The sequence below is a fragment of the Streptomyces sp. NPDC047081 genome (assembly GCF_040643775.1).
Taxonomy (GTDB): domain Bacteria; phylum Actinomycetota; class Actinomycetes; order Streptomycetales; family Streptomycetaceae; genus Streptomyces.
The window spans coordinates 167,073-192,720 of sequence record NZ_JBEYUY010000003.1 but is presented as its reverse complement, the minus strand read 5'-3'; the positions used below and the strand labels follow the sequence as shown (position 1 = coordinate 192,720).

22 protein-coding genes are annotated in these 25,648 nt (G+C 69.8%); 11 read left to right on the top strand and 11 right to left on the bottom strand.

Going from position 1 to position 25,648, the window contains the following annotated elements; genetic code table 11:
* Position 1: 1 nt before the first annotated feature.
* Positions 2–736: a sulfite exporter TauE/SafE family protein gene (locus tag ABZ848_RS06585; RefSeq protein WP_360826299.1), complete on the bottom strand. Its 735-nt coding sequence runs from the start codon at positions 734–736 to the stop codon at positions 2–4.
* A gap of 47 nt (positions 737–783) precedes the next feature.
* Between ABZ848_RS06585 and ABZ848_RS06580 the strand changes: the two genes are divergently transcribed.
* Both ABZ848_RS06580 and ABZ848_RS06575 read left to right on the top strand, forming a co-directional pair.
* Positions 784–2,856 (top strand): NB-ARC domain-containing protein, encoded by a 2,073-nt coding sequence (locus ABZ848_RS06580; protein ID WP_360826297.1) that lies wholly within the window; start codon positions 784–786, stop codon positions 2,854–2,856.
* A gap of 135 nt (positions 2,857–2,991) precedes the next feature.
* Complete coding sequence (locus ABZ848_RS06575) at positions 2,992–3,501, top strand: SgcJ/EcaC family oxidoreductase (protein ID WP_360826294.1); 510 nt, start codon at positions 2,992–2,994, stop codon at positions 3,499–3,501.
* Here ABZ848_RS06575 and ABZ848_RS06570 read toward each other — a convergent pair.
* Both ABZ848_RS06570 and ABZ848_RS06565 read right to left on the bottom strand, forming a co-directional pair.
* Positions 3,467–4,819: a HAMP domain-containing sensor histidine kinase gene (locus ABZ848_RS06570; protein WP_360826291.1), complete on the bottom strand. Its 1,353-nt coding sequence runs from the start codon at positions 4,817–4,819 to the stop codon at positions 3,467–3,469. The two genes, ABZ848_RS06575 and ABZ848_RS06570, sit on opposite strands and share 35 nt — an antisense overlap.
* Positions 4,816–5,514, bottom strand: a complete 699-nt coding sequence (locus ABZ848_RS06565) for a response regulator transcription factor (RefSeq protein WP_360826288.1) — start codon at positions 5,512–5,514, stop codon at positions 4,816–4,818. The genes ABZ848_RS06570 and ABZ848_RS06565 overlap by 4 nt, the downstream gene beginning before the upstream one ends.
* Positions 5,515–5,699: 185 nt before the next feature.
* Between ABZ848_RS06565 and ABZ848_RS06560 the strand changes: the two genes are divergently transcribed.
* From ABZ848_RS06560 to ABZ848_RS06545, 4 genes are all read left to right on the top strand, one after another.
* Positions 5,700–6,977, top strand: a complete 1,278-nt coding sequence (locus ABZ848_RS06560; RefSeq protein ID WP_360826285.1) for an aspartate kinase — start codon at positions 5,700–5,702, stop codon at positions 6,975–6,977.
* The gene (locus ABZ848_RS06555; RefSeq protein ID WP_360826280.1) at positions 6,974–8,026 is read left to right on the top strand and encodes an aspartate-semialdehyde dehydrogenase; all 1,053 of its coding nucleotides are present in this window, start codon (positions 6,974–6,976) and stop codon (positions 8,024–8,026) included. The genes ABZ848_RS06560 and ABZ848_RS06555 overlap by 4 nt, the downstream gene beginning before the upstream one ends.
* Positions 8,027–8,542: 516 nt before the next feature.
* Positions 8,543–9,142: a SigE family RNA polymerase sigma factor gene (locus tag ABZ848_RS06550; protein WP_360827156.1), complete on the top strand. Its 600-nt coding sequence runs from the start codon at positions 8,543–8,545 to the stop codon at positions 9,140–9,142.
* 113 nt (positions 9,143–9,255) lie between these two features.
* Positions 9,256–10,299 carry a hypothetical protein gene (locus ABZ848_RS06545; protein ID WP_360826278.1) on the top strand — a complete coding sequence of 348 codons (1,044 nt, stop codon included), beginning with the start codon at positions 9,256–9,258 and terminating at the stop codon, positions 10,297–10,299.
* A gap of 60 nt (positions 10,300–10,359) precedes the next feature.
* Here the strand turns inward: ABZ848_RS06545 and ABZ848_RS06540 are convergent, their stop codons facing one another.
* A complete protein-coding gene (locus ABZ848_RS06540; RefSeq protein WP_360826275.1) occupies positions 10,360–11,142 on the bottom strand; it encodes an SURF1 family protein in 783 nt (260 codons plus the stop codon).
* A gap of 86 nt (positions 11,143–11,228) precedes the next feature.
* Positions 11,229–11,603 carry a nuclear transport factor 2 family protein gene (locus ABZ848_RS06535; protein ID WP_360826272.1) on the bottom strand — a complete coding sequence of 125 codons (375 nt, stop codon included), beginning with the start codon at positions 11,601–11,603 and terminating at the stop codon, positions 11,229–11,231.
* A gap of 143 nt (positions 11,604–11,746) precedes the next feature.
* Here ABZ848_RS06535 and ABZ848_RS06530 point away from each other — a divergent pair, with 143 nt between their 5' ends.
* Positions 11,747–13,573 carry a prolyl oligopeptidase family serine peptidase gene (locus tag ABZ848_RS06530; RefSeq protein WP_360826269.1) on the top strand — a complete coding sequence of 609 codons (1,827 nt, stop codon included), beginning with the start codon at positions 11,747–11,749 and terminating at the stop codon, positions 13,571–13,573.
* Between the two features lie 183 nt (positions 13,574–13,756).
* Here the strand turns inward: ABZ848_RS06530 and ABZ848_RS06525 are convergent, their stop codons facing one another.
* Positions 13,757–15,691 (bottom strand): NAD(P)-binding protein, encoded by a 1,935-nt coding sequence (locus tag ABZ848_RS06525; RefSeq protein WP_360827153.1) that lies wholly within the window; start codon positions 15,689–15,691, stop codon positions 13,757–13,759.
* A 265-nt stretch (positions 15,692–15,956) separates the two neighbouring features.
* On the opposite strand from ABZ848_RS06525, the gene ABZ848_RS06520 reads away from it, so the two are divergent.
* Together ABZ848_RS06520 and ABZ848_RS06515 are read left to right on the top strand one after the other, a co-directional pair.
* Positions 15,957–17,066, top strand: a complete 1,110-nt coding sequence (locus ABZ848_RS06520) for a permease (protein WP_360826266.1) — start codon at positions 15,957–15,959, stop codon at positions 17,064–17,066.
* A complete protein-coding gene (locus ABZ848_RS06515) occupies positions 17,063–17,869 on the top strand; it encodes a TIGR03943 family protein (RefSeq protein WP_360826263.1) in 807 nt (268 codons plus the stop codon). The genes ABZ848_RS06520 and ABZ848_RS06515 overlap by 4 nt, the downstream gene beginning before the upstream one ends.
* Positions 17,870–17,899: 30 nt before the next feature.
* Here the strand turns inward: ABZ848_RS06515 and ABZ848_RS06510 are convergent, their stop codons facing one another.
* Positions 17,900–18,673 carry a peptidoglycan-binding domain-containing protein gene (locus tag ABZ848_RS06510; protein ID WP_360826260.1) on the bottom strand — a complete coding sequence of 258 codons (774 nt, stop codon included), beginning with the start codon at positions 18,671–18,673 and terminating at the stop codon, positions 17,900–17,902.
* Between the two features lie 70 nt (positions 18,674–18,743).
* Positions 18,744–19,691 carry a helix-turn-helix domain-containing protein gene (locus ABZ848_RS06505; RefSeq protein WP_360826257.1) on the bottom strand — a complete coding sequence of 316 codons (948 nt, stop codon included), beginning with the start codon at positions 19,689–19,691 and terminating at the stop codon, positions 18,744–18,746.
* A gap of 291 nt (positions 19,692–19,982) precedes the next feature.
* Between ABZ848_RS06505 and ABZ848_RS06500 the strand changes: the two genes are divergently transcribed.
* Entirely contained in the window at positions 19,983–20,453 is a 471-nt protein-coding gene (locus ABZ848_RS06500; protein WP_360826254.1) for a hypothetical protein, read from the top strand.
* A gap of 414 nt (positions 20,454–20,867) precedes the next feature.
* Here the strand turns inward: ABZ848_RS06500 and ABZ848_RS06495 are convergent, their stop codons facing one another.
* Complete coding sequence (locus ABZ848_RS06495; protein ID WP_360826251.1) at positions 20,868–21,761, bottom strand: phosphorothioated DNA-binding restriction endonuclease; 894 nt, start codon at positions 21,759–21,761, stop codon at positions 20,868–20,870.
* Between the two features lie 31 nt (positions 21,762–21,792).
* On the bottom strand, positions 21,793–23,217 hold the full coding sequence (locus tag ABZ848_RS06490) for a DUF4041 domain-containing protein (protein WP_360826248.1): 1,425 nt from the start codon (positions 23,215–23,217) through the stop codon (positions 21,793–21,795).
* Positions 23,218–23,736: 519 nt separating this feature from the next.
* Here ABZ848_RS06490 and ABZ848_RS06485 point away from each other — a divergent pair.
* Entirely contained in the window at positions 23,737–24,579 is an 843-nt protein-coding gene (locus tag ABZ848_RS06485) for a PE-PGRS family protein (RefSeq protein WP_360826245.1), read from the top strand.
* On the opposite strand, the gene ABZ848_RS06480 is transcribed toward ABZ848_RS06485, so the two are convergent.
* Entirely contained in the window at positions 24,509–25,534 is a 1,026-nt protein-coding gene (locus tag ABZ848_RS06480; RefSeq protein ID WP_360826242.1) for a hypothetical protein, read from the bottom strand. The two genes, ABZ848_RS06485 and ABZ848_RS06480, sit on opposite strands and share 71 nt — an antisense overlap.
* Positions 25,535–25,648 lie beyond the last annotated feature (114 nt).

Below are 25,648 nucleotides of genomic sequence, written 5' to 3'. Positions count from 1 at the left end.
GTCACAGCCCCCACAGCCCCTTCCCCATGGCCGTCACCCCACCCGTCAGCGCCAGCAGCAGCACAAGCAGACGCGCCCGCCGCTCGGGTATCCGCTCGGCGAGCCCTCTCCCGACCACCGCCCCCACCCCCATCGCACCGATGACCACGCCCCACTGGCCCCCGCCCAGCCGAGGCACCCCGTTCGCCGTGACGGAGAAGGCGTTCACGACCACCCCGTAGAACTGCGCGTTCGGCACGAACTCCCGTACCGTCCAACCCGCGTTGAGCGCGTACAGGGAAACCGGCGGCCCGCCCACCCCCGCCGCGGAGTTCATGAACCCACCCGCCGCCCCCGCAGCGACCGCCCCCTTGGTCCCCCGCAGAGCCGACACCCGAGCACCCCGCATGACGAGCACCACGGCGACGGTCACGAGCCCGCCCATGACCAACAGGAGTACGGGCTCCGGCAGTTGACGCGTCAACCACGCCCCCACCGGCACCGTGCAGGCCGCCGCCACGCACAACGGCACCATGGCGGCGAGCCGCACCCGCCGCCAACCGCCCACCAGCCCGACGACACTGATCGCCCCCGCCGCACAGTTGGCGAGCACGACACCCTCGGCCGGTCCCAGCAGCAACACCAACGCGGGTACGGCGACCAGAGCGAAGCCCATGCCGGTGAGCCACTGGACGGAGGAGCCGAGCAGCACGATCGCCGTCAGCAGTACGTCGCCCGTCCAGCCGTGAGTCGCCATGGATCAGCATCCTGCGCCTCTGGGGCCCCGGGCGCCATCATGGTCGTATGACGGGGGACTCGAAGACGGAGGCGTCCGCTGAGCGGGCGATCGCCTCGGCGCGGGGGATACGACAGGCGCTCACGGGCGACGGCTCCGTCGCGATGTACGCCGAGAACTCGACGGTGCTGCCGCCGGAGGCGTTCGCGCTGCCCGAGTCGGCTCCGGCGGGGCTGGTCAACCTGCCCGACAAGACGGCCGTGTTCGTCGGTCGTGGCCGTGAACTCGCCCTTCTCGACGCGGCGTTCGGTTCGGAGCGGGGCGTGGTCGTTCAGGCCGTGCACGGTCTCGGCGGCATCGGGAAGTCCACGCTGGCCGCGCACTGGGCGGCGGGGCGGGTGGGGTCGTACAACCCGGTGTGGTGGATCACCGCGGAGACGTCGGCCGATCTCGACGCGGGGCTCGCGGAGTTGGCGGTGGCGCTGGCGCCGGCCTTGAGGGACGTACTGTCCCGGGAGGCCCTGCGGGAGCGGGCGGTTCAGTGGCTGGCGGGGCATGACGGGTGGCTGCTGGTGCTGGACAACGTGTCCGATCCGGCCGATGTGAAGCAGTTGTTGGGGCGGGCCACCGGCGGGCGGTTTCTGATCACCACGCGGCGGGCGAGTGGGTGGCACAAGGTCGCGGAGTCGTTGTCGCTGGATGTGCTGGAACCGGCGGAGGCCATCGAGCTGTTCGAGCGGATCGACGGGCCGGGGGAGGAAAACGAGGCGCTCTGCCGGGAGTTGGGGTTCCTGCCGCTGGCGGTGGAACAGGCGGCGGCGTACTGCGCGGAGGCGGGGATCACGGCGGAGCGGTACCGGGAGCTGCTCGCCGCGTATCCGCGGGAGGTCTTCGCGCAGTCCGCGGAGGGGACGGACCAGGCCCGGACGGTCGCCAGGGTGTGGCGGGTGTCGATGGACCGGCTGGCGGACACGCCGCTGGCGGAGCGGATTCTGGGGGTCGTCGCGTGGTGGGCGCCGGAGGGGATTCCGCGGGGATATCTGGCGGAGATGGGCGGTCCTGTCGAGGTCACGGAGGCGATTCGACGCCTGGCCGCGCACAGTCTGATCAGGCTGCACGACGACGACACGATCTCGGTGCATCGACTGGTGCAGGCGGTGGCACGGGCGGAGGCGCCGGGTGCGTGCCGGGAGTCCGTCGAGCGGCTGCTGCACGGCAACTGGACGCTTCGTGGCATCGGCGCGGAGAAGGAGTGGCTGACGCACCTCGAGGCTCTGGCCGGGCGCGTCGACCCGGAGGGCGACGCCGAGGAGGAAGCCTGGCTGTTCCACATGGGAGGCCTCAAGGCCTCTCCGGTCGACGCCCACGGCTCGACGAAGCTGCACGAACGGGCCGTGGCCGCGGCGGAACGTTCTTATGGGCCCCGGCACGAGGTCACCCTCAAAATGCAGTCGTTTCTGGCTCGCGCCTACGGAATCGCAGGTGACTCACAGCACGCGTTCACGCTGCTGGAAGGGAATCTGGCCGACCACATAAGCGAGTTGGGAGACCGGCACCAACAGACCTTCGAGACCCGGACGGTCCTGGCTGAGGCAATGATGGACGCGGGGAGAGCCACGGACGCATTGTCGTTGGCGAAGGAGAACGCGGAGAGTGCCGAACTGGTCCTGGGCAGGGACCACGTCACGGTTCTGAAGGCATGGTCGGTCTGGAGCAGCGCGCTGCGGTACGCGGTCCGGGCGGACACCGACGGCGGCGCGGCAACCATGGCCGCCGATGCGCTCGAGACGTTGCTGTCCAGGATCGAGGCGGTCGAGGGCAGGGACGGCAAGCTCTACGCCATGGTCCACTGGGATCTGATCTGGGTCAGGGAAGCGGCAGGCGACGTCGCCGAGGTCACCGTCCTGGTCGAGGAGAGCATCGCGCGCTCGGCGCGCGTCTACGGTGAGACCAGCAGGGTCACCCTGAGCGTCCGTAAGACGTTCGTCCTGTTTCTCTGGAGCGCGGCCAACGACCGGGCCCGGGCACGTGAACTCGCTGTCTCCCTCGTCGCCGACTGCCGACAAGTGCTCGGCGACGACCCCTACGTCCGGCAACTCGAACAGGACCTCGCCGCTCTCCTGACCCCGCCCGAGGAGTGATCAAGCGAACACTCCCCGTGAGTTGGCTCCGCTCTGTACCCCCCCTGTACGTCCCCTGCACGCCCCCTAACCAGTGAAAAGCGAGTCTGGAGTCAGTTCAGCGACACAGAGACCCGCCACCGCACTGGAGTTGCGATGACCCGTCGATCCATCAGCATCAGCAAGCGTGCAGCCGTCGTCACCGTCACCGCCGCGCTCACCCTCGGTACCGTCGGTACCGTCGCCGCCACCGCAGGCCCCAAGGACGGCAACGGCAAGCCCAGCAAGGCGCAGATCGCCGGGCTGTTCGAGCAGTGGAACAGAACCCTGCAGACCGGCGACCCGGAGAAGGTCGCGGACCTGTACGCCAAGGACGCGGTGCTGCTGCCCACCGTCTCCAACAAGGTCCGCACGGACCACGCCGGCATCGTCGACTACTTCGAGCACTTCCTGCAGAACAAGCCGGTCGGCAAGAAGATCCAGACGATAGTGAACGTGCTCGACAAGAACTCGGCCATCGACACCGGCGTCTACGAGTTCACCCTCACCGACCCGAACACCGGCGCGAAGAGCACCGTCGAGGCCCGCTACACGTACGAGTACGAGAAGCGGGACGGCAAGTGGCTCATCGTCAACCACCACTCCTCGAAGATGCCCGAAGGGTGATCAGCACGGCGAGGCCCCCACTCGGCGCGTCCCGCAGCGCCACCGTCCCGCCGTCGTCCGTCACCAACTGCTTGACGACGGCGAGGCCCAGGCCCGACCCGGACCGCCCCGTCAGGCCCTGACCCCGCCAGAAGCGGTCGAACGCCCGCGGCTTCTCCGCGTCGGACATCCCCGGCCCCTCGTCGAGGACCGACAGCACCACCTCGTCGCCCTTCGACTCCACCCGCACGGTGATCGTGCCGCCGTCGGGCGACACCTCCAGGGCGTTCGAGAGCACGTTGTCCAGCACCTGGTCCAGATGACCGGGACTGGCCAGCACAGTCGGCCGGCCGTCGGCACTCCCCCTGAGCGCGATGGTGACTCCGCGCTCGTCGGCGGCCGGTCTCCACACCGAGAGCCGTTCCTCCACGATGTCGGTCAACGGCAACGGCTCCGCCGCCGTCACCTTCGCCTCCGCCCGCGCCAGCACCAGCAGGCCGTTGACCAGGCGGCTCATCCGGACGACCTCGGCGGTCGCCTGCTCCACGTCCTCGCGTACGAACTCGTCGTCCACCCCGTCCGCGATGTTGTCCAGCGACAGTCTCAACGCCGTGAGCGGGGTACGGAGTTGATGGGAGGCGTCGGCCACGAAGATGCGCTGCGAGGCGATGAGGGTGTCGAGGCGCTCGCCCGCCTGGTTCAGGGTGCGGGCGAGGGTCTGGGTCTCCGGCGGGCCCTCCACCGGCGAGCGCGCCGTCAGGTCGCCATCGCTGAACTTGCTGGCCATGTCGTTGAGTTGGCGCAGCGGGCGGGTGATGCGGCGGGCGGCGACCGCGCCGATCGCCGCCGCCGCGGCCAGTACCAGCGCGGCCAGGGCCGCCCGGAAGCCCCAGATCTGCCAGAGACGGTCGGTCATGCCGGAGGTCGAGTAGACGATCCGTACCGCCGCGTCGCCGTCCGCCGGGACGGTGACCTCCAGCTGCTTGCCCCAGATGAAGTCCGAACCCCAGTCGGTGGTGGGCTCGTTGTGCTCCACGGCCCGTGTCAGCGCCGCGTCCCGGGCCGGCTTCGGCAGGTCCGGGGCGCAGCGTCCGCCGGCCGTCACCTGGACGGTGCCGGGGGTCTCCTGGCCGTACGCCAGGGCCACCTCCCGCAGCGCGTCGCACGAGATCGTGTCGCCGTTGCCCAGCAGCAGCGCCATGGTCTTGGCCTCGCGCAGGACGGACTGCTTGGTGTCGTCGCGCAGCTGCTTGGTGAGGGTGAAGGCGACCGGCACGGTGAAGAGGAAGATGGCGACCGCGACGAGGAGGATGTAGCTGCGGATGAGTTGCCGGTTCATGAGGCCCCGGGCGCCGGGGGATCCGGGACGATCTCCAGACGGAAGCCGACCCCGCGTACCGCCTCGATCGTGAGCGTCCCCGCGAACTTCCGCCGCAGCGCCGCCACATGCACGTCCAGCGTCTTGGTCGGCCCGAACCAGTTCGCGTCCCAGACCGCTTCCATGATCTGCTCCCGGGACATCAACGCGCCCGGCTCCTCGGTGAGGAAGGCCAGCAGGTCGTACTCCTTGGGCGCGAGCGCGACCTCCTCGCCGTCCACGTGCACCCGGGCCGCCTTGCGGTCGATCGTCAGCCGGGACCCGTAACGGTCGGGGCCTCCCGGGCCCTCCTCCGGTGTACGAGGCTGCGCGCGCCGCATGACCGCTCGTATCCGCGCGATGACCTCCCGCACCCCGAACGGCTTGGAGACGTAGTCGTCCGCGCCCAGCTCCAGGCCCACCACCCGGTCCGTCTCGTCGCTGCGCGCGCTGATCACGATGATCGGCACGTCACTGCGCTGACGCAGCGCCTTGCAGACGTCGAGACCGTCGGTGTCGGGCAGCCCGAGGTCGAGGAGTACGACGTCGTACGGGCCCTCGTGGCGCAGCGCCGCGCCGCCCGTGGTGACCCACTCCACCTCGAAGCCGTAGCGGATCAGGCCACGGCGCAGGGACTCGGCGACCGGTTCGTCGTCTTCCACCAGCAGTACGCGCACAGCGGAACCCTAATGCTTGAACTTTAAAGACGAGCCGAGTGACCTGCACCACTAACGGGCATCCCGGGCCCCGGACCGGGCAGAGACCACCCCGAGCGTCCGAATCTCACCATGCGATACCTCCAAGGTCGTTTTCGGACGCTCGTTAAACTGAGCCGACACACCAAACCGAGCGAGGAGCGCACGTGGGCCTTGTCGTGCAGAAGTACGGAGGCTCCTCCGTAGCCGATGCCGAGGGCATCAAGCGCGTCGCCAAGCGAATCGTGGAAGCGAAGAAGAACGGCAACCAGGTGGTTGTCGTCGTTTCCGCGATGGGCGACACGACGGACGAGCTGATCGATCTCGCCGAGCAGGTATCCCCGATGCCTGCCGGGCGTGAGTTCGACATGCTGCTGACCGCCGGAGAGCGTATCTCCATGGCACTGCTGGCCATGGCGATCAAAAACCTGGGACACGAGGCCCAGTCGTTCACCGGCAGCCAGGCAGGCGTCATCACCGACTCGGTCCACAACAAAGCCCGGATCATCGACGTCACCCCGGGCCGTATCCGGGAGTCCCTGGACAAGGGCAACATCGCCATCGTCGCCGGCTTCCAGGGTGTCAGCCAGGACAAGAAGGACATCACCACGCTCGGTCGTGGTGGTTCCGACACCACCGCCGTCGCGCTGGCCGCCGCCCTCGACGCCGAGGTCTGCGAGATCTACACCGACGTCGACGGCGTGTTCACCGCCGACCCGCGCGTGGTGAAGAAGGCGAAGAAGATCGACTGGATCTCCTTCGAGGACATGCTGGAACTCGCCGCCTCCGGTTCCAAGGTGCTGCTCCACCGCTGTGTGGAGTACGCCCGCCGTTACAACATCCCGATCCACGTCCGGTCCAGCTTCAGCGGACTCCAGGGCACATGGGTCAGCAGCGAACCGATCGAGCAAGGGGACAAGAAGGTGGAGCAGGCCATCATCTCCGGTGTCGCGCACGACACCTCCGAGGCCAAGGTCACGGTCGTCGGCGTGCCGGACAAGCCGGGCGAGGCCGCCTCGATCTTCCGCGCCATCGCCGACGCCGAGATCAACATCGACATGGTCGTGCAGAACGTCTCGGCCGCGTCGACCGGCCTGACCGACATCTCCTTCACCCTCCCCAAGACCGAGGGCCGCAAGGCCATCGACGCCCTGGAGAAGGCGAAGACGGTCATCGGCTTCGACTCGCTGCGTTACGACGACCAGATCGGCAAGATCTCCCTGGTCGGTGCCGGCATGAAGACCAACCCGGGTGTCACGGCCTCCTTCTTCGAGGCCCTGTCCGACGCGGGCGTGAACATCGAGCTGATCTCGACCTCCGAGATCCGCATCTCGGTCGTCACCCGCGCCGACGACGTCCCGGAGGCCGTCCAGGCCGTCCACTCCGCCTTCGGCCTCGACTCCGACACCGCCGAGGCGGTCGTGTACGGCGGCACCGGACGATGACCGTACGACCGACGCTCGCGGTCGTGGGGGCGACCGGAGCCGTCGGCACGGTCATGCTCCAGATCCTGTCCCAGCACGCGGACATCTGGGGCGAGATCCGTCTGATCGCCTCGCCGCGCTCGGCCGGCCGCAAGCTGGCCGTGCGCGGCGCGGAGGTCGAGGTGGTGGCGCTCACCGAGGCCGCCTTCGACGGGGTGGACGTCGCCATGTTCGACGTACCCGACGAGGTGTCCGAGCGGTGGGCGCCGATCGCCGCCGCCAAGGGCGTTGTGGTGGTGGACAATTCGGGCGCCTTCCGGATGGACCCCGAGGTGCCGCTCGTGGTGCCCGAGGTCAACCCGTACAAGGCGCGCGTACGGCCCCGAGGGATCATCGCCAACCCCAACTGCACCACCCTCTCCATGATCGTCGCCCTGGGCGCGCTGCACGCCGAGTTCGGGCTGCGCGAGCTGGTGGTCTCCTCGTACCAGGCCGTGAGCGGGGCCGGTCGCGCCGGCGTCGAGACGCTGCGGCAGCAGCTGGCCCTGGTCGCCGGTACGGAGCTGGGGACCAGCCCCGGTGACGTGCGGCGGGCCGTCGGCGACAACACCGGGCCGTTCCCGGAGCCGGTCGCGCTGAACGTCGTACCGTGGGCCGGGTCGTTGCGCGAGGACGGCTGGTCGTCGGAGGAGATGAAGGTGCGGGACGAGTCCCGCAAGATCCTCGGGCTGCCGGACCTGCCCGTCGCCGTGACCTGTGTACGGGTCCCGGTCGTCACCACGCACTCCCTCACCGTGCACGCCCGCTTCCAGGGCGAGGTCACCGTGGACGGGGCCCGTGAGATTCTCGCCACCGCTCCCGGGGTCGTCCTCTTCGACGATCCGGCCGCCGGCGAGTTCCCGACACCCGCCGACGTGGTGGGCACCGACCCGACCTGGGTGGGCCGGGTGCGGCGGGCGCTCGACGACCCGACCGCCCTCGAACTCTTTGTTTGCGGGGACAACCTCCGCAAGGGCGCGGCCCTCAACACCGCGCAGATCGCGGAGCTGGTGGCCGCCGAGTTCGGGTGACACCAGGTGACCATGGTCGCGCTCCCATGACGTGCCGTGTTGCCCGCAACACATGTACAGGCAAGGGGTTACCGACGGAAAACCCCTGGCTGTGGGCCCATCGGTTTGTAGGATCACTGGGCGACATGTGTCCGGGCTAATGGTCCGGACCACTTGCCCCGGGCCGCCCGGGCGTCCGAAGATTTCCCTCCCCGTCCTTCGCAACCGCGCGAAGGGCGGGGAGCGTCTTTGCGAACGCCCTTCGGGGGAGCGGGGATGCTTGGTGAGGCGTGGGGACGCCTCGGTCATTCAGGACATAGGGGAAGAGCGGGTAGGCATGAGGGCGCTTGACGCACGGTTGGTTGTGCTGCCTGACACCAGACGGCCGGCTGCGGCACATGACGCAAAAGTGACGCCCGGCACGTACAACCCTCACGGGGTGGAGCGTGTCCAACTGGCGTGGCAGAGGTTCTCGACTTCCAAGCAGCGACCCGCGGTACGGCTCTACGGCCGCCCCGCCCGTCGCTCCGACCCCGCATGCCCGGTGCGCCCGGCGGCGGCATGCCGGTGATCGCGCCCATGCCCGCGGCGCGGCCCACCCGCATACCGAACCAGCGCGACGGCGCCGACGACATCGCGGCGGCCGGCACGACCGTCGACCACCTCACCGAGACGTATCGCGCCCACTACCGTTCGCTGCTCGGCCTCGCCGCCCTCCTGCTCGACGACACCGCTTCCTGCGAGGACGTCGTCCAGGAGGCCTTCATCCGCGTGCACTCCGCGCGCAAACGGGTCCGTGACCCCGAGAAGACGCTCGCCTACCTGCGTCAGACGGTCGTGAACCTCTCCCGCTCCGCGCTGCGCCGCCGCATCCTGGGCCTCAAGCTCCTGTCCAAGCCGATGCCGGACATGGCGAGCGCCGAGGAGGGCGCGTACGACCAGCTGGAGCGCGACTCCCTGATCAAGGCGATGAAGGGGCTGCAGCGCCGCCAGCGCGAGGTCCTGGTGCTGCGCTACTTCGCGGACATGACCGAGGCCCAGGTCGCCGAGACGCTCGGCATATCCCTCGGCTCGGTCAAGGCGTACGGCTCCCGCGGCATCGCGGCGCTCCGCATCGCGATGGAGGCGCCGGCATGAACAAGGACGGCGAGGGACGTGACTCCCATGACCGCCATGAGCCCTACGCATGGCACGAGCCGACAAGACAGCCCGAGCACAAGCACACGCAATCGCACGCTGGGAACGGAACTGTGAACCACGGCCAGGACGACCGGAACCCCGACGGGTTCGACTCGGACGAGCTGGCGCTGCGCAGGATGCTGCAGCAGGCGGTGCAGACGGTCGAGCCGCGCGAAGGCGCCCTGGACCACCTGCGCAAGGCAGTGCCCGCCCGCCGGGCCCGCAAGCGCCAGGCCGCCGTCGGCATGGCGGCCGCGGCCCTCTTCATCGGCACCGCCGTCCCCGCCCTCGTCCACGTGTCCAACTCCACCGGCTCCGACGTCAACCCCTCCGCCGTCGGCCAGGCATCCCAGGCCCAGGGCGGGTCGAGCCAGGGAAAAAACGCGGACGGCAGTGAGAGCACTGCCGGCGGCGGCTCCGGCTCCGCGCCCGGCAAGGACAAGGGCGACACCAAGGGCGACGGCAAGGGCAAGAACACCGGCGCGGCCGCGGGCGGCAGCGCGGGCACCGACCCGTCGGCCACCAGCGCCTCGGCCCCGGTCTGCACGGCCGACCAGCTCGGCTCGCCCACCTCGACCGTGGGCAGCGCCGACGCCGCGAACAACGTCTACGGCACCTTCCGCGTCGTCAACATCTCCACCACCTCCTGTACGGTCGGCGGGCCCGGCTCGGTGAGCACACAGGCCTCGGGTGCCGCGGACGCCTCGAAGATCATCCTGGCCCGGCATGTGTCGGGGGACGGCGCGTCCGGCCTGCCCGACCCGTCCACCGAGGTCACCTCGCTCCTGCTGGCCCCGGGTGCGGCCTACGAGGTCAAGTTCGCCTGGGTCCCTTCGGAGAGCTGCCCCAGCACCAGCACGAGCACGGGCGGCACGACCGACGGCGGCTCCACGGCCTCGCCGACGCCCACCGAGGACACCAGCAGCTCCTCCGGCTCCACCTCCAGCGGCACGGACAGCGGCGTGACCACGCAGCTGGTCACGGAGGACGGCACCCAGGACGGCAGCGTGACCGTGTCCCACACCACGGAGGCGGGTTCACCGACGGTGTCGGCGACGGTGTCCGGCGCGTGCGCGGGGACCGTGATCTACACCGGGGTGCTGGCAGGGGCGTGACGCAGCCGAGGAAGGCGAGATGGCCGAGGCAGCCGGACCACCGGGGTTCGCAGACCGGCGTCAGACGGTGACCTTCTCCTCTTCCTCCGCCAGGAGCCCCATCTCCGCGTCCCGCGCGAACTCGGCCTCCCGGCGCAGCAGTCGGAACCACATGAAGACCACGAAGCCGGCGAAGACGAACCACTCCCCGGTGTAGCCCAGGTTCTGGAACGCCTTCAGGTCCAGCCCGGACCCCGCCGGGGCCGTAGCCGGCACGGCCTTCATCCCGGCGTCGGCCTTGTCCAGCGTGACCCACGCGTCGTACACGTCGTACGGCACGAGGTTCACCAGCGACGCCGAGCTGATCGCCGCGGTCTGCCCGGCCGGCAGCCCGCCCTGCGCGCTCACTCCGTTGTCCCCGGGTGTCTCGGACGCCTGCAGCGCACCGGTGACGGTGACCTCGCCGGTGGGCGCGGCGGGCGCCTTCGCGGCGTCGGCGGAACCCGGCAGCCAACCGCGCACGACGGGCAGCGCCTTGCCGCCGTCGGTGCGCAGTAGCGTCAGCACGTAGTACCCGTTCCTGCCGTCGAGTTGACGGTCGGGGACGAGGAGCTGCTTGCCGTACCGCCCGGTCGCGGTGATCTGCCGGCCCGAGGTGGACTTGTCCACGGGCAGCATCTCCCGCAGCGGGCGGGCCGCTTCGTGCCGGTCCGCCGAGATCTGCTCGGTCGCGTCACGGTGGTCCTGCACACGGTCCTCGAAGCGGCTCAGCTGCCATGACCCCATGAAGACGCAGAAGGGGATGGCGAGCAGCACGAAGACGTTGATCCCCCACCAGCGGGGCGTCAGCAGAAACCGGTACACGCCTTCAAAGGTACGGGGCGCTCCGCGGGGGCGGGCCGCGGGGTCGGGCCGTCGGCACGGCTCGGCTCGTCGGCTCAGTACGTGGCTCAGTACCGCTCGGTGAGGTGGTCCCGGCCGGCCGGCGGCTCGTAGGGCTCGGGCCAGAAATCAGTGACCGTGGATATCCGGCCGCTCTCGTCCCCTGTGAAGAACGATATGCCGTACATCTCCTCCAGCCCCACGTTGAAGTGCACCCAGCTCACCACCTGTCCCGGCTCGGCGACGATCCGCTCGACCCGCAGATGCCAGTCGCCCGGATATTCCCGGTTGAACTGGACGTACCGCTCCCGTCCGCTGATCCGCTCGCGGGTCTGCGGCAGGTTGTAGACGACGTCCGCGGCGAGGGTGTCCGCGAACGCGTCCCAGTCCCGGGCCTCGGCGGCGGCCCAGAAGCTCTCGACTGTCTTGCGCAGATCGGTCATGTCGAAAAGTCTGCACCCCGCCACTGACAATCGCCCTGACGCCCGGCTGCTCGCGGGTGCGGTTGGTAAGCGGCCGGTAGAAGTTATCCACAGGCTGAGGACCTCGCCAGCGGATTGTCTGTGAAGGCAGGCAATATGGGGCCATGACTGAGAGCAAGGGGTCCGCTTCGCCCAAGCGGAACGAGGAGATGCCGGACTGGGAGAGGCGCTTCCGGGCGCCGAGGGTGTCGCTGCCCGACTGGGCGGAGGACGCACCGGACCACTCCCTGTTCGTGTCGAACGCGACGGGGACGTACGAGCTGTACGCCTGGGACCGGGCGACGGGCGAACAGCGCCAGGTGACGGACCGGCCGAACGGCACGACGGACGGCGTGCTCTCCCCGGACGGCGCGTGGATCTGGTGGTTCGACGACAAGGACGGCGACGAGTTCGGCGTCTGGCGCAGACAGCCCTTCGAGGGCGGCCCGGACGAACCCGCCGCCCCCGGCCTGGAGGCCTCCTACCCGGCGGGCCTGGCCCTGGGCCGTGACGGTCGCACGGCGATCGTCGGCCGCTCGACGGACGAGGAGGGTACGACGATCCACCTCGCGCGCGGCGGCTCCGAGCCCGTGGAGATCTACCGCCACCGCGAGTCGGCGGGCGTCGGCGACCTCTCCCACGACGGCACGCTGATCGCCATCGAGCACACCGAGCACGGCGACGCGATGCACTCGGCGCTGCGCGTCCTGCGCCCCGACGGCACGGCGGTCGCCGAGCTCGACGACACCAAGGGCGGCACGGAGGAACTGGGCCTGGAGGTCCTGGGCTTCGCGCCGGTCGACGGCGACACCCGTCTGCTGATCGGCCACCAGCGCCGGGGGCGTTGGGAGCCGCTGGTGTGGGACGTGGCGACGGGGGAGGAGACCGACCTGGCCCTCGACCTGCCCGGCGACGTCGGCGCCGAGTGGTACCCGGACGGCACGGGCCTGCTCATCGCGCACAGCTTCGAGGCCCGAAGCGAGCTCTTCCGGTACGACCTCGCGAGCGGTGCCCTGGAGAAGATCCCGACCCCGCCCGGCTCGGTCTCCGGCGCGACGGCCCGCCCCGACGGCAGCGTGGAGTACCTGTGGTCCTCGGCCGCCGAGCCCTCGGCGGTCCGCTCGACGACGGGCAAGGTGGTCCTGGACCCGCCCGGCATGAAGTCCCCGGGCTCGGTCCCGGTGGAGGACGTGTGGGTGGAGGGCCCCGGCGGCCGCATCCACGCGCTGGTCCAGAAGCCGGCGGGTGCGACGGGCCCACTCCCCACGGTCTTCGACATCCACGGCGGCCCCACCTGGCACGACTCCGACGCCTTCGCGGCGGGCCCGGCGGCCTGGGTGGACCACGGCTACGCGGTGGTCCGCGTCAACTACCGAGGCTCCACCGGTTACGGCCGCGCATGGACGGACGCCCTGAAGCACCGGGTGGGCCTGATCGAACTGGAGGACATCGCAGCGGTCCGCGACTGGGCCGTGGCGTCCGGCCTGGCGGACCCCGACCGCCTCATCCTCACCGGCGGTTCGTGGGGCGGCTACCTCACCCTCCTCGGCCTCGGCCTCCAGCCGGACGCGTGGACCCTGGGCATCGCGGCGGTCCCGGTCGCCGACTACGTCACGGCGTACCACGACGAGATGGAAGCGCTGAAGGCCATGGACCGCACGCTCCTGGGCGGCACCCCGGAGGAGGTCCCCGACCGCTTCGAGGCCTCGTCCCCCCTGACCTACGTGGACAAGGTCAAGGCCCCGGTCTACATCTCGGCCGGTGTCAACGACCCCCGCTGCCCGATCCGCCAGATCGAGAACTACGTGAAACGCCTGGAGACGAGAGGGGCGACGCACGAGGTATACCGCTACGACGCGGGCCACGGCTCCTTGGTGGTCGACGAACGCATCAAGCAGGTCCGCTTGGAACTGGAGTTCGCGGAGAGGCACTTGGGCACCCAGACCGCCTAGCCTGCAACGCAGCGCCGTCTGCGGGCAGTCGCGCCGTGTCGCTCCACGCTCCACGCACGCAGCCTGCGGGCAGTCGTGCCGCTGGGGCGGCACAGGTGGGCGCTGGGGGTCCCCTCTGCGGAGGCACCCCGCCGGCGCGGGCGAGCAACACCCGCCTACCCCCGCCCCAGCGCCGCGCACCGGTCAGGCCCCCGCCCGCTCCCGCCGACGCCGCCCCAGCAACTCCGCCAACCCCCGCCGCGTAGCCGCCAGCACCACCCGATCCTCCGCCCGCAACACATACGTATCCGGCAGATCCCACACCAGCCCCGACCCCCGCCCGTCCTCGTACGCCTCCTCCACCGCAGGCTCCTGGCCACCCCCACTACCCCCGGACCCCCCGGCCCCCCGAACCCCCGTATCCAACGCCAACACCCGCCACGCCCCCGCCCGAAACGCCTCCGCCACGGTCTTCCCCTCCAGCTGCGGATGCCCACCCACATCCACCGCGGCGAACAGCAGCACCCGCCGCTCGACCGGAATCGCCCCCAGAATCTGCCGCCCCATCATCGCCCCGGCAAACGCCGGCGCAGCCAGATGAGACACGCTCCGACTCCGCGTGGACGCCCGAGGATGAGCGGCCCGAAGCGTCCGGTACACGGCGGTCGCGAAATCGTCGTCGTACAACCGCAGCACCACCCGCAGATCCGGCCGAACCGACCGCGCGTACAACGCGGCCTCGAGATTCGTCGTATCCGCACTGGTCACGGCCAGCAGCGCATGCGCCCGATGAATCTTGGCGGCCTCCAGCACACCTTCCTGAGTGACGTCCCCCAACACCACAGGCACCCGCAACCGCCGAGCCGTGGCCAACCCCCGGGCCTCTGGATCGGACTCGACGCACACCACCGGAATGTGCAGTTCGCGCAGCCGGACCAGCACCCGCGTACCGATCTTGCCCAGCCCGAGGAGGACCACATGCCCACCGAGCCCCCGAGGAGGCTTCCGCAGGGCCGAGGCCGACCGGAAGGTCCCCAGCGCTTCGAGCACGGCGGCCAGCAGCACCGGCAGCAGCAGCAACCCCACCAGCCCGGACAGGAGTTGGAGTACCTGCCGCCCCACAGGCGCCCCGATCGCGGGATCGTCGATGGCGAAGAGATCGAGCAGCGTCAGATAGAAGGCGCTCAGCGGATGCATCCCGGTGACCACCCACAGGGCCACGGCGAGCCCGATCACACACCCCACCATGCCGGCGAGCGACCACCGCAGCCGCCGCGAGAAGAGCGAGGCGAACGGCACGGCCCCGCGAGCGGGCGGCAGCGCGGGCCCGGAGTACGACACCTGCTCCAGTACGACGGTCCCACGCCCCGTCGCACCCCGTACCGCCGCCGCGTCCGGCAGCAGCAGGGGCCCGTCGTCCTCACCGAGCCCGGAACCGTCCGCGCCAACCGCACCAGCAGCACCAGCCGCACCAACCGGATCCCCGCTGGTCGGCGACAGCACCGCGAGCGTGGCGAGCCCGGGCTCGGCCACCTGCCCGGGCCGCGGCGCCCGCTCCACGGCCCGCAACAGCAGCCCGTCGGTCTGTACGACCTTGCTGGTGCCGGCCACGGCGGTCGCGACCAGCGCGGGCGCGGCCGTATCGGCGTCGGACAGCACAGTCGTAGAGGCGTCGAAGTTGGATCCGTCGCCGGCGCCCGCGGCCAACGCGGCTGCCTGGTCGAGGAGTTCCTCGATGTGCTGACCGAGCCGCCGGTTGTAGAGGCGCAGCACGAGCCGCAGGCGGGGGTTGAGGCGGCGGGCGGTGAGGGCGGCGCGGATGTTGGTCTCGTCGTCGTCGTACACGAGCGCGAGCGCGGCGGCATGCGCGACGCCCGCGGTCCCGAGCGCCTCCTCGGTGGGCTCGGCGGCTTCCACGAGGCGTTCGCTCCCGACGGGTTCGCCGTTGCCGTTGCCGCGGTTCACGGCGGCGCTCACCCGGTCGATCAGCGCGGCCGTCGTCGCCCGGGCGCGCCCGACCACCGGCGGCCGCACAGTCCGCTCGGACGGGGGTACGACGAGGGTGACCTGCTCCCCGTACACCCCCCGAAGTTCGGCGGCGAGCCGGTGCGCCAGCCCGTCGTCGCCGCACACGACCATGTGCGCGGACGGGTCCCCGTCCGGCTGTCCCTGATTCGGCACGCTCCCCACGAGGGAGAAGAGTGCCGCACCGGGACAGGTGGTTCCAGCAACGAACGGCCAGGGTCACTGAACGTTCACGCCCTCCCCGCCGTACCGAAGGGGAGGGAGACCAACCCCCTGCCGCATCACCGGAGGTACCGCGCCCGTGGCCATCACCCGACCAGCCCCCACGGGGGAGGACAGCCATGAGCCGACGACCTGCGCCCCGGAAGGGGAGGGGAGGGTGACCGGGAAGGCGGCGGAACGGGCCGCGGACAGTCCGGTCAAGCAGGTGGCGGGGCGTGCGCCCGACACGGCATCCGAGCCGGAGCAGGCGTCGGAGCCGGTGCGTGCGGCGGAGGTCGGCGGGTCGGCGAAGGCCGACGGATCGGCGGAAGCCGGTCGCCGCGAATCGCGGTCCCCCCTCGTCCTCACCATGCTCCTGCTCCTCCTGGTCCTGCTCCAGGGCCCCATCCGCGGAGCCCTGTCCGCGCCGGTGATGCAGAGCTGGATGACGGTGTTCGTCGCCGTACTCGTTCAGGCACTGCCGTTCCTCGTGCTCGGCGTGCTGCTCTCCGCGGCGATCGCGGTGTTCGTGCCGCCGTCCTTCTTCGCCCGGGCCCTGCCCAGCCGCCCCGCCCTAGCCGTCCCGGTCGCGGGCATGGCGGGCGCGATTCTCCCGGGCTGCGAGTGCGCGTCGGTCCCGGTGGCCGGCGCCCTGGTCCGCCGAGGCGTCACCCCGGCCGCGGCCCTCGCCTTCCTCCTCTCCGCGCCGGCGATCAACCCCATCGTCCTGACCGCGACCGCCGTGGCCTTCCCCCGCAACCCCGAGATGGTCCTGGCCCGCTTCGTGGCCAGCCTCCTCGTGGCCTGCGCGATGGGCTGGCTGTGGCACCGCCTGGGCCGTACGGACTGGCTGCGCCCGCCGGAGCGCCCGCACCACGAGGGCGACACCAAGGGCGCGGCCTTCTGGGGCTCGGTCCGGCACGACGTGATGCACGCGGGCGGCTTCCTGGTGGTCGGCGCGATGGCGGCGGCGACCCTCAAGGCCGTGGCCCCGGCGAGCTGGCTGCGCACGGCCGCGGACAACCCGCTGGTCGCGATCCTCGCGCTCGCGATCCTGGCCGTACTGCTGTCCATCTGCTCGGAGGCGGACGCGTTCGTGGCGGCGTCGCTGACCCAGTTCTCACTCACGGCCAAACTGGCGTTCCTGGTGGTGGGCCCGATGATCGACCTGAAGCTCTTCGCGATGCAGGCGGGCACCTTCGGCCGCGGCTTCGCCCTCCGCTTCGCCCCCGCGACGTTCGTGGCGGCGATCCTGGGCGCGGTCCTGACCGCGGCGGTGCTGCTGTGAACCGCCAGGCACAGGCTGCGGTCCTGTTCCTCACCGGCGCGGCCCTGCTCCACGCCGGCTTCACCGACCTGTACCTGCGCTATGTCAAGGCGGGCCTGCAGCCGCTGCTGCTCCTGTCGGGCGCGGTACTGATAGCGACGTCACTGGCGACGGCGTGGTACGAGTGGCGCGGCCGAAAGCCGAAGGGCACAGCGAGCAAGGAGGAGGACCACGAGCACGACCATGGCCACGACCAGGACCATGGTCACGACCAGGACCATGGCCACGACCAGGACCAGGACCAGGACCATGTCCACCGCGAGCCCCGTATCTCGTGGCTCCTGGTCCTCCCCCTCCTCGCCCTCATCCTGGTCGCCCCGCCGGCCCTCGGCTCGTACAGCGCGATGCGCACCGGCACGGCCCTCCAACAGCCGTACGGCTACAACGCGTTGCCGGCCGAGGACCCGCTCCCCCTCACGGTGGTCGACTACGCGACCCGCGCGGTCTACGACCACGGCCGCCACCTAACCGGCCGCCGGATCAAGGTCACCGGCTTCGTGGCCCTGGACCGCACGGGCGCCCCCTACCTGGTCCGCATGGCCCTCAACTGCTGCGCCGCGGACGCCCAGCCGGTGAAGATCGCCCTGACCGGAAAGATCCCCCCGGTCCTCCAGCCGGACAAGTGGCTTGAGGTGACCGGCACTTACACCGCCAAGGAGACCAGGGACCCGGTCAACAACGGCCCCGTCCCGTACCTCCAGGTGACGTCGGCGACTCCGGTCCCCGTACCGAAGGACCCGTACGACGAAAGCTGGAACAACTGACCGCGGCGCCCCCTGGTCCTCCCCTGGTTCTCAGAAACGGCTGGCGTTGAGCGCCCTCTGAAGCCCCATGGTGGTGTTCTTCCCCCAGTCGCCGTCCTGCGTGACACCGACGTGCGCCTGGAGGGCCTTGACCGTCACCGGACCGATGTCGCCGTCGACGGGCACGTGGAGGTGGGCCTGGAGCGCCTTCTTGGTCTTGATCCCGAACTGACCGTCCACGCTCACACCCAGCACCCACTGGAGTGCCTTGGTGGTGTTGACGCCGAACCCGCCGTCCACGGCGAGCGGGCAGTACGGATTGCCCTTCGACGGGGGCGTGCTGCCACCGCCCGGCAACCGGAGGTAGGTGAGGGGCTCGCCGCGGTGCGAGTTCGCCTCGTCCTGGAGGGTGGTGCGGATCGGGTCGGCCTCCTGGCCATGGGACACGCACAGCGCGGAGAGCCCCTTGGCCGCGCTCTCGACGAGGACGACGACGTGCGTACCGGTGCCGGCGCCGAAGACGACGAAGTCGCCGGGCTGGGTCTCGGCGGCGGTGATGTGCTCGCAGTGGTCGAGCATGGTGCCGGTGTAACCCTGCCCGTTGAACCCGGACCCGTTCGGGTCGCCGGCCCCGCTCCACTTCGCCATGATCGTGGCGAAGCCCGAGCAGTCGGTGGAGAAGGGAAGCTGGTGCACGGCTATCCCGATGGGCATCGGCCGGGCCTGCGAGTAGTGGATGTCGGCGTTGTGCTGGACCCCCCAGAGACAGTTGCTCACCATCGCCTGCCGGACCTGTGCCGTGGTTGCCTGAGCGGTAGTACTCATCCTGCACTCCTGTTCGTGAACCTGTTGGACACGGTGTCAGTGCGCAGGGGGTGACGTCGTTGGCACAGAGTCACCCGTCCGTTGACCCTGCGTCCACTGCCGCACGGCCCGCCCCGAGGGCCTGGCGGCGGTAGTCGCCCGGAGGCATGCCGTGCGCGTTGCGGAAGGCACGGCTGAAGTCGGCGGCGTGCTGGAAGCCCCAGCGCGCGCCCAGGGCGTGGACCGGGTGATGGCACAGCCGAGGATCGGCGAGATCGGCCCGGGCACGCTCCAGCCGCAGGTGCCGTATCCAGGCCGCGACGGTGAGCTCCCGATGCTGGAAGAGCCGATGCAGGTAACCCAGCGAAATGTGGTGATGGGCGGCGATGGCCGCAGGCGTCAACTCGGGATCCGACAGATTGAGTTGTACGAAGGTCTCGATCCTGGCGATCAGTGCCTGCCGTCGGGTCTCCGGGCGCAGCCGGTCCTCGGCGTCGATGTGCGAGGCGAGGGTCGCGGCGAAGAGGTCGAGGGCGACCTCACCGAGCCGCTCGGCCTCACGCACGCAGACCTCTCCGCGCCGGACGACACCGGCGACGCCGACGAGGTAGCGGGCGAAGACGGAGCCCATTCCGCAAGTACCGGACATCCCTCGGCCGAGCAGCGGATACAGCCGCTCGGTCCGTAACGGCAGGGCGCTCTTGGGCAGTTGCAGCATCACCATCTCCCCGCGGCCGGCGGCCCCGGGCAGGGCGTGGGTCTCCAGGGGCTGGGAGGTGTCGTGGAGCAGTAACTGTCCCGGATGCAGCCGGGACCTGTTGTCCCGCTGAGCGACGCACAGATCATTCGCAACGACAAGGCTGAGCCCGAACCGCTCGGGATCCGACCGGCGCACCAGCGCCGACGACCGCACGGACAACAACTCCGGATAGTCGATGGCCGTCACCAGCACCCGGCCCAACTCCGCCACGGTCACAACGGACCGAAAATCCCCGGCGTGTGGACTGCTGACCATCGACGGCACGATGTCCTGAGCCATCTGCTCACACCACCAAGGAAACCGATCAGCGGCGGGCAAATCCTCACTGCGCATGGTCACAATCACGAGCTGTCCTCCCCCGAAAACACTCCAAAATCAGGACAGCACACCAAATTCAACGCACTCCCATGGAACCCCCAAACACCCCCTTCCCACTCGCAACCATCGAGTCAACTCACCTGCCTCTTACGTACCGGGCGTGGGTGGAGGGGCGTGAACTGCGGCCGGCGGCAAGGGAGATGAGCCGTAACTCCGTAGCCTCGTGCGACGTCCGACCTGATGATTGCCCCTATGGATGCTGTTGTTCAGTGGGTGCGCACGTCGTGGACGAAGAAGTCGCGCGGGGGCCCGGAAGCTGCTCGCAGAAATGCCACTCCAACGGCCTTCTTGCTGCCGCCGGGCCTGAGCTCTGCCCTCCACGAGATCGAAATGCGGGAGTTCGACTCCTTCGAGCCTCGTATGAAGGTGCAGGACCTGTCGGCACCCGGGACGATCCTCCGTGAGGTCGATGGGCTGCTGCGCGTGGATCCACCGGAGGTGAGCATGTTTGCCAAGCCACGACGCAACCGGCGCCCGCCTGCGGTTCGCCTGGCTCCCGGCCAGTGGCTGCAATGGCGTATCAACTACCGATTCGTCGGCAGCTGCGGCGGTGCCTGGTCCTATCGGTTGGACACCTTCAACATCCTTTACGGCTCTGCGCTGCCCGATGTGTTCTTGGGCGTGCCGACACGTCGTGTGGACGAGCGGCGGTCTCTGCGCTGAACTCCGCGACGCCGAACCCTTCTGGTCCGTGCGGGATGCGTGGTTGCCGTTGCTGTGCTCGCTGGCCTGGGAACGATCTCGGGACTATGTTTTGCAGGCTCCAACTCCGTCCCCTTGGATCGCTGGCTAGGGCAGGGGGTTGGCGCCTGCGATGAGCTGCGACCTGGAGTCCGAGGTGGCCGTCCTGAGACGCTGCATTTCCCGCTCCGAGGAGCGTTACGAAGGCGGTGAGGCCAGTATCGAGTTCCGCCACTCGATGCCTTAGACGACGGCCTGCGTCAGGTCGATCGCCTGTCCTGAAGCCGGTTGAAGCGGGCATCGGGACGGACCGGTCCCCGCAGGCAGCGGGGTCTGCTGCACGATCAGGGATGCTTGGTGCTCCCAGCCCCAGGAAATCCCGCATTGAACACCGGGTCAGGCGGTGGTGGGGCGTGGGCTGCCGTGGAAGACCTGGCTGGTGTGCCAGGAGCGGTGGGCTGCCGCGATTGGCCGGGCGCCGGGTTGAGGGCCGATGAGCGGACGGCCGGAGAGCGCGGTGACAAGCTCGCGGGCAGCCGAGCTGCGGCCGATGAATTGCTGAGAGACCAGGATGCGGTGGCCGTCGCCTATGCCGAGGACGCCCTTGTCGAAGAGTTTGTGGTGCAGCGAGCACAGGCACAGCCCGTTGTCGACGTCGTCCGGTCCGTTGAACGCCCACCAGCGCACGTGCGCGGCCTCCAGCCCGACGGGCGTCGTGGCGATCATCCCGTCGTAGCCGCAGAAGGCGCACTGGTACTCGTACGCGGTCAGCACCATCTCCCGCATCCGCCGGTCTCGTTGCCGACGCCCGGGTGCTGCCAGGGCGGCGGTCTCCGCCAGTTCCAGTTCCAGGCCCACCGCGTCGCATAGGTCTTGGTGCAGTGACGCCGGGAAGTGCAGATCCAGCAGCACCCGTGCCATGCGGCCCAGCAGCGACGGTTCCCGCCGCAGCGCCACCTGGAGGTCAGGGGCCAGCCGCCCAGCAGCTCGGCTGGCCCGGAGCTCCCGCACTCCGGTGCCCGGGCTGCCGGCGCCGTGCTCGGTCCGCACTTCCCACACTCCGTCGCTGACGAGGTGATGGAAGGGGTAGGCGGGCGTGGTCGCGCGCGGCGGACCGTACTCCACCAGCAGTTGCTTCAGATCTGCCTCAACCGCGCTGTACGGCAACTCGTCAGCGGAATCTGCCTGAAAACGGCCCAGCGCGTACAGCAGCAGCAATGGCTTGTGGGGGGCCCGCACTCCGTCCCGGCTCCACTGCCTCAGCTTCGCGGCACGCTCCAGCCAATCCATGACGGTGATCGTAGTGACGCTTTGTCGCACATCATGCCGTCGGGGCCACAACTCCTCCTGCGCGCGCGGCAGGCGCACCTGCCTCGCCCACGCGTCGCCCGGCCCGCCATTCCAGTGCCTGGGGCTCCTCGGTGAACTCGATCAGGTGCTGTCCGGCGAACCGTTGCAGCGCGTCCCGCACCTCCGCCGGGGTGGCATAGAAGAACTCCTTGCGGCTGTTGACCTGGTTGACCCGTCGCGAGGCGAACTGGCGGTGGAGTTCCGTCTCCAGGCCGACCGCGTCCTTGCTGAAGATCAGCGCGTGGACGTCGAAGCGGAAGGGAACGGCCGCACCGCTCAACTCGTAGACCCGCTCCAGTGGTTCGAGGCGGCGCGTCATGCCGATCTTCACCATGCGGTCGCCGAAGGCGCCGATGTTCGAGATGACGTACACATAGCCGGCGCGGATGTTGGCGGCGCGGGATTCGACATCCTGCAGGGCGTTCTCGATCTCGGCCAGTTTGGCCTGCATCTCCGCGATGCCGGCCTCGTCACCGCGCTCGCGCAGGCGGTCAAGTGCCGCCTGATAGTGGCCGAGTTCCTTGTTCAGCTTCTCGCGCTGCCGGTCGAGTTCCCGCTGGACCGCGGCCTCCTCACGCTCTCGGGCGCGAGCCTCGCGCTGTGCCTCCTTCTCCTCTTCCTTCTTCTGCAGAAAGTCGGCGGTGAGTTCCAATTCCCGTACCCGCGCGTTGTGGTATTCGTCGGTGATCCGGATGTGCATGGTGGCACCCAGCCGGGCGATCGTCTCGCGGCTCTTATAGAGCCGGTCGACGAGGGAACTCAGCCGGTGCGGCCGCATGGACCGCACGGCGTAGTCGGCCTCTGCGTTGTAGGCGCGCAGCATGAGTTTGGAGAAGTCGCGGACCATCTTCTGGCCCTCGCGTTTGGAGCCGTTGACCGTCCAGTCCGTGGCCGCCTGGACGGCGCGGCCCCCACGGGCGAGCGTCTTGATCTCGTTCTGGAGCGTGTCGAGTCGGCTGCGGTAGGCGATCGCGTCGTGCAGCGCGTGCCGGTAGGAGTAGATCCCGGCCTCCTGCAGCATGGCGGTCTCGTCGGCGTTGACGATCCGGCCCTGCAGTTCGGCCAGTTGCCGCTCGGCATCGGAGACGTCCTTGCGGTGCCGGTCCGCCTCCTTGCGCACGCGTTCGGTCTCCTTCGCGGTCCGGCGCGCGTCGTCGAGGATCTCCTTCGCCGTCTCGCGTGCGTCCTTAAGGATCCCCTCGGCCTCCTCGGCGGCTTCGGCGCCCGCCTTCTCACGCAGCGCGGTGGCCTCCGCCTCGACCTGCCGTACGAGGTCCGCGACTTGCGCTGCATCCAGGCCCTGCGTCCGTGCGATCCACGCCCGCAACTCGTCGGCCTCGGACACGGCATCCGAACGACGCCGCCCGAACAGCCCGCTCTTCCGAGGCGCCGGCACCGCGGTCGTACTCCCTGGAGCGGGTGCGGCCGGTACAGCAGAGGCTCCGGTGGCAGGGCTGACGGCGAGGGTGTCGGGGGTGGAACCAGCCTCCGGGACCCATAACTGCCATCCGTCGGGCATCGGGGGCCACGATGGGTCGGGCCGCCAGTCCGGCGGCGGCATCCATCCCGCGGGTGGCGTAGGCCAACCCGGCGGCGGATTGAAGCGGTAAGTACTCATTCCCCATCCCCTCGCCCCTGAGGCTCCCCAGCCCACAGGGCGCCGGACAATCCCGGCGAACGTAGAGTGACATTTTCTTGCTGATCAGCCACCAGATTGCCTGCCCGTTCCACCTCGTGATCATCTTGTGACTAAAAGTAAGGAAGGGGTGCGATGCGTCACCGGGCGCCGCGGCGGCCCGGGCGGCGGCCGGCTCGGCGCCGGAGTGCCGCTGTGTCAACCTGGTGATGAGGAGCTTGCCTGGTAGTTGTGGCAAACGCCCAGTGACGGCTCCAACAGATCTGGCTCAATGGGCACATGGAGATTGGCGAGCACTGGGCGTACCGCGCGAGGCCGAAGGACCTGGGCAGCGAGGTCCTCCATATGGAGGTCGTTCGAGTGGGCGGCCCCGGCAGGTCTGGCTGGGTCCACGTGCGGTTCCTCGAAGGCGATGCTGCTGGCCTGCAGGAGTGGGTCAGTTCCGGCTCTCTTGTAGCACCGTGGGCGGATGTTGATACGTTCCGCGCGGACGACGCGGCGGAGCTGGCGCTGGCCGAGTCCTCTCGTCACGTCCGGGGCAGCACGGATTTCGAGGCTGCCCGCATGGTCCTCGGCTTCGTCCGTCCGAAGAACAGGCTCCGTCTGCGCCGAACGGTGGCCGACGCCGGGGTCCTGGAGCTGAGCCGCCTCGACGAGACGGCACCGCTCATCGGCATGGACGCAGCTGAACTCCGCGGCGACGCCATGGTCTACGAGAACCGCCACGGCATGTGCCTGGCCGGGTGGCCGGTCACCGAACGCGTCGCCCACCAGGTCGCCAGCCGCCTCGCCGACGAGATCCTTCCGGAGGCGGACCGCAAGCAGCAGGCCATCGAGCAGGAACGCGCCCAGTCTTCCTGGTACTCCTACAGCCGACGGGACGACCGGAAGTTGGACGCGGAGTCGGCCGTCCTGCGAACCGTCCGGGCCTGGTGCGGCGAAGACAAGGCCGACCGCTACGACGAGTTGGTAGCCCTGCGCGCCGAGGTCATCCGGCTCGGGGAACTCGTCGAGAAGGCGGCCAAGGCCCTACGCGACCGAGGTCATGGCGTCATCGCCTCCACCATTGAGCGCGACCTGGGCGTCCATATCGCCACCCTTGATCCTGATGTGCGTCGATGACGCCGCGCCACGGGTCTGGCTCCGGCCTCGGAGGCGTTGGCTGTGCCGGAGGCTCCTTCTCCGGCCGGTCCGGCCGCCAGCCGTCGAGGAACAGTCGCAGCTGCTTTTTCGTCGGCTCCACGTTGAAGTCATGGGTGGCCAGGCCCTTGCCGTTCGTCGTGGGGTCGAGCTGATCGGCCTCCGCGTTCCCCCACGCCGACCACTCGCGCAGCCTGTCAGCTTCGAGGGCGTCTTCCGACGCGGCGGCGACTTCATCCAGCGCGGCGCAGAACGCCCGGATCTCACCTGCGGCCCGCCACTGTTCCAGGGCCATGCCGAAGTGCTCGGCCCGTACCGAGTGAACCGCCTTGACTGAAGCCGTACTTACGGCGGCCTTCCACTCCCGCCGCTCGCGCTCCTCCCGCTCCGCCGCCAGCCGACGGCGCTCGGCCTCCTGGCGCTCGCGCTCCTCTCGCAGACGCCGCTGCTCCGCCTCCCGTTCCAGCCGGGCCCGCTCCTGCTCCTCCGCGCGTGCCTTCAACGCCCGGAAAATTGAAGCGATCTGCTCCTCCAACGGCTTCTTGGCCGTGTCGGCCCATTCCTTCTTCCAGCCGTAGCTGTAGCTGTAACCCGAGTTCTCGCTGACCAGCAGCTCCAGTTCGCCGGACGGCTCGGACTTGTGGGCCGGCGTGACCCGCTGCCAGTCGTACGTGCGTCGGCCCGGCTGCTTGGGGACGTACCGGACCTGCTTCTGCCGCTCACGAAAGCCGACCTCGTACGTCCTGCCGTGGACAGTGAGCAGCGGCCTCGGCTGCCTTCGTTTCTTGGACACTGCGATCTCGCCGTACCGCGCGAGTGCCTGTTCGGCGAGGAGCCGAATCAGCGCGAGCACCCTCGGGAGGACCTCCTCGGAGATCTCGAAGGCGCTGTGGTCCTTGGTAACAGCGGCGAGCACGTCCTCGACATCGGTGATCACACGGCTTCGCGCTAGCCGGATCCGGTTCCACTCGGTGTCGTCCTCGCCGGACACCCTGAGCAGACCGAGGAAGAAGTCTCCCTTCGCCCGTCCGCTGTACTTCAGGTGATACCC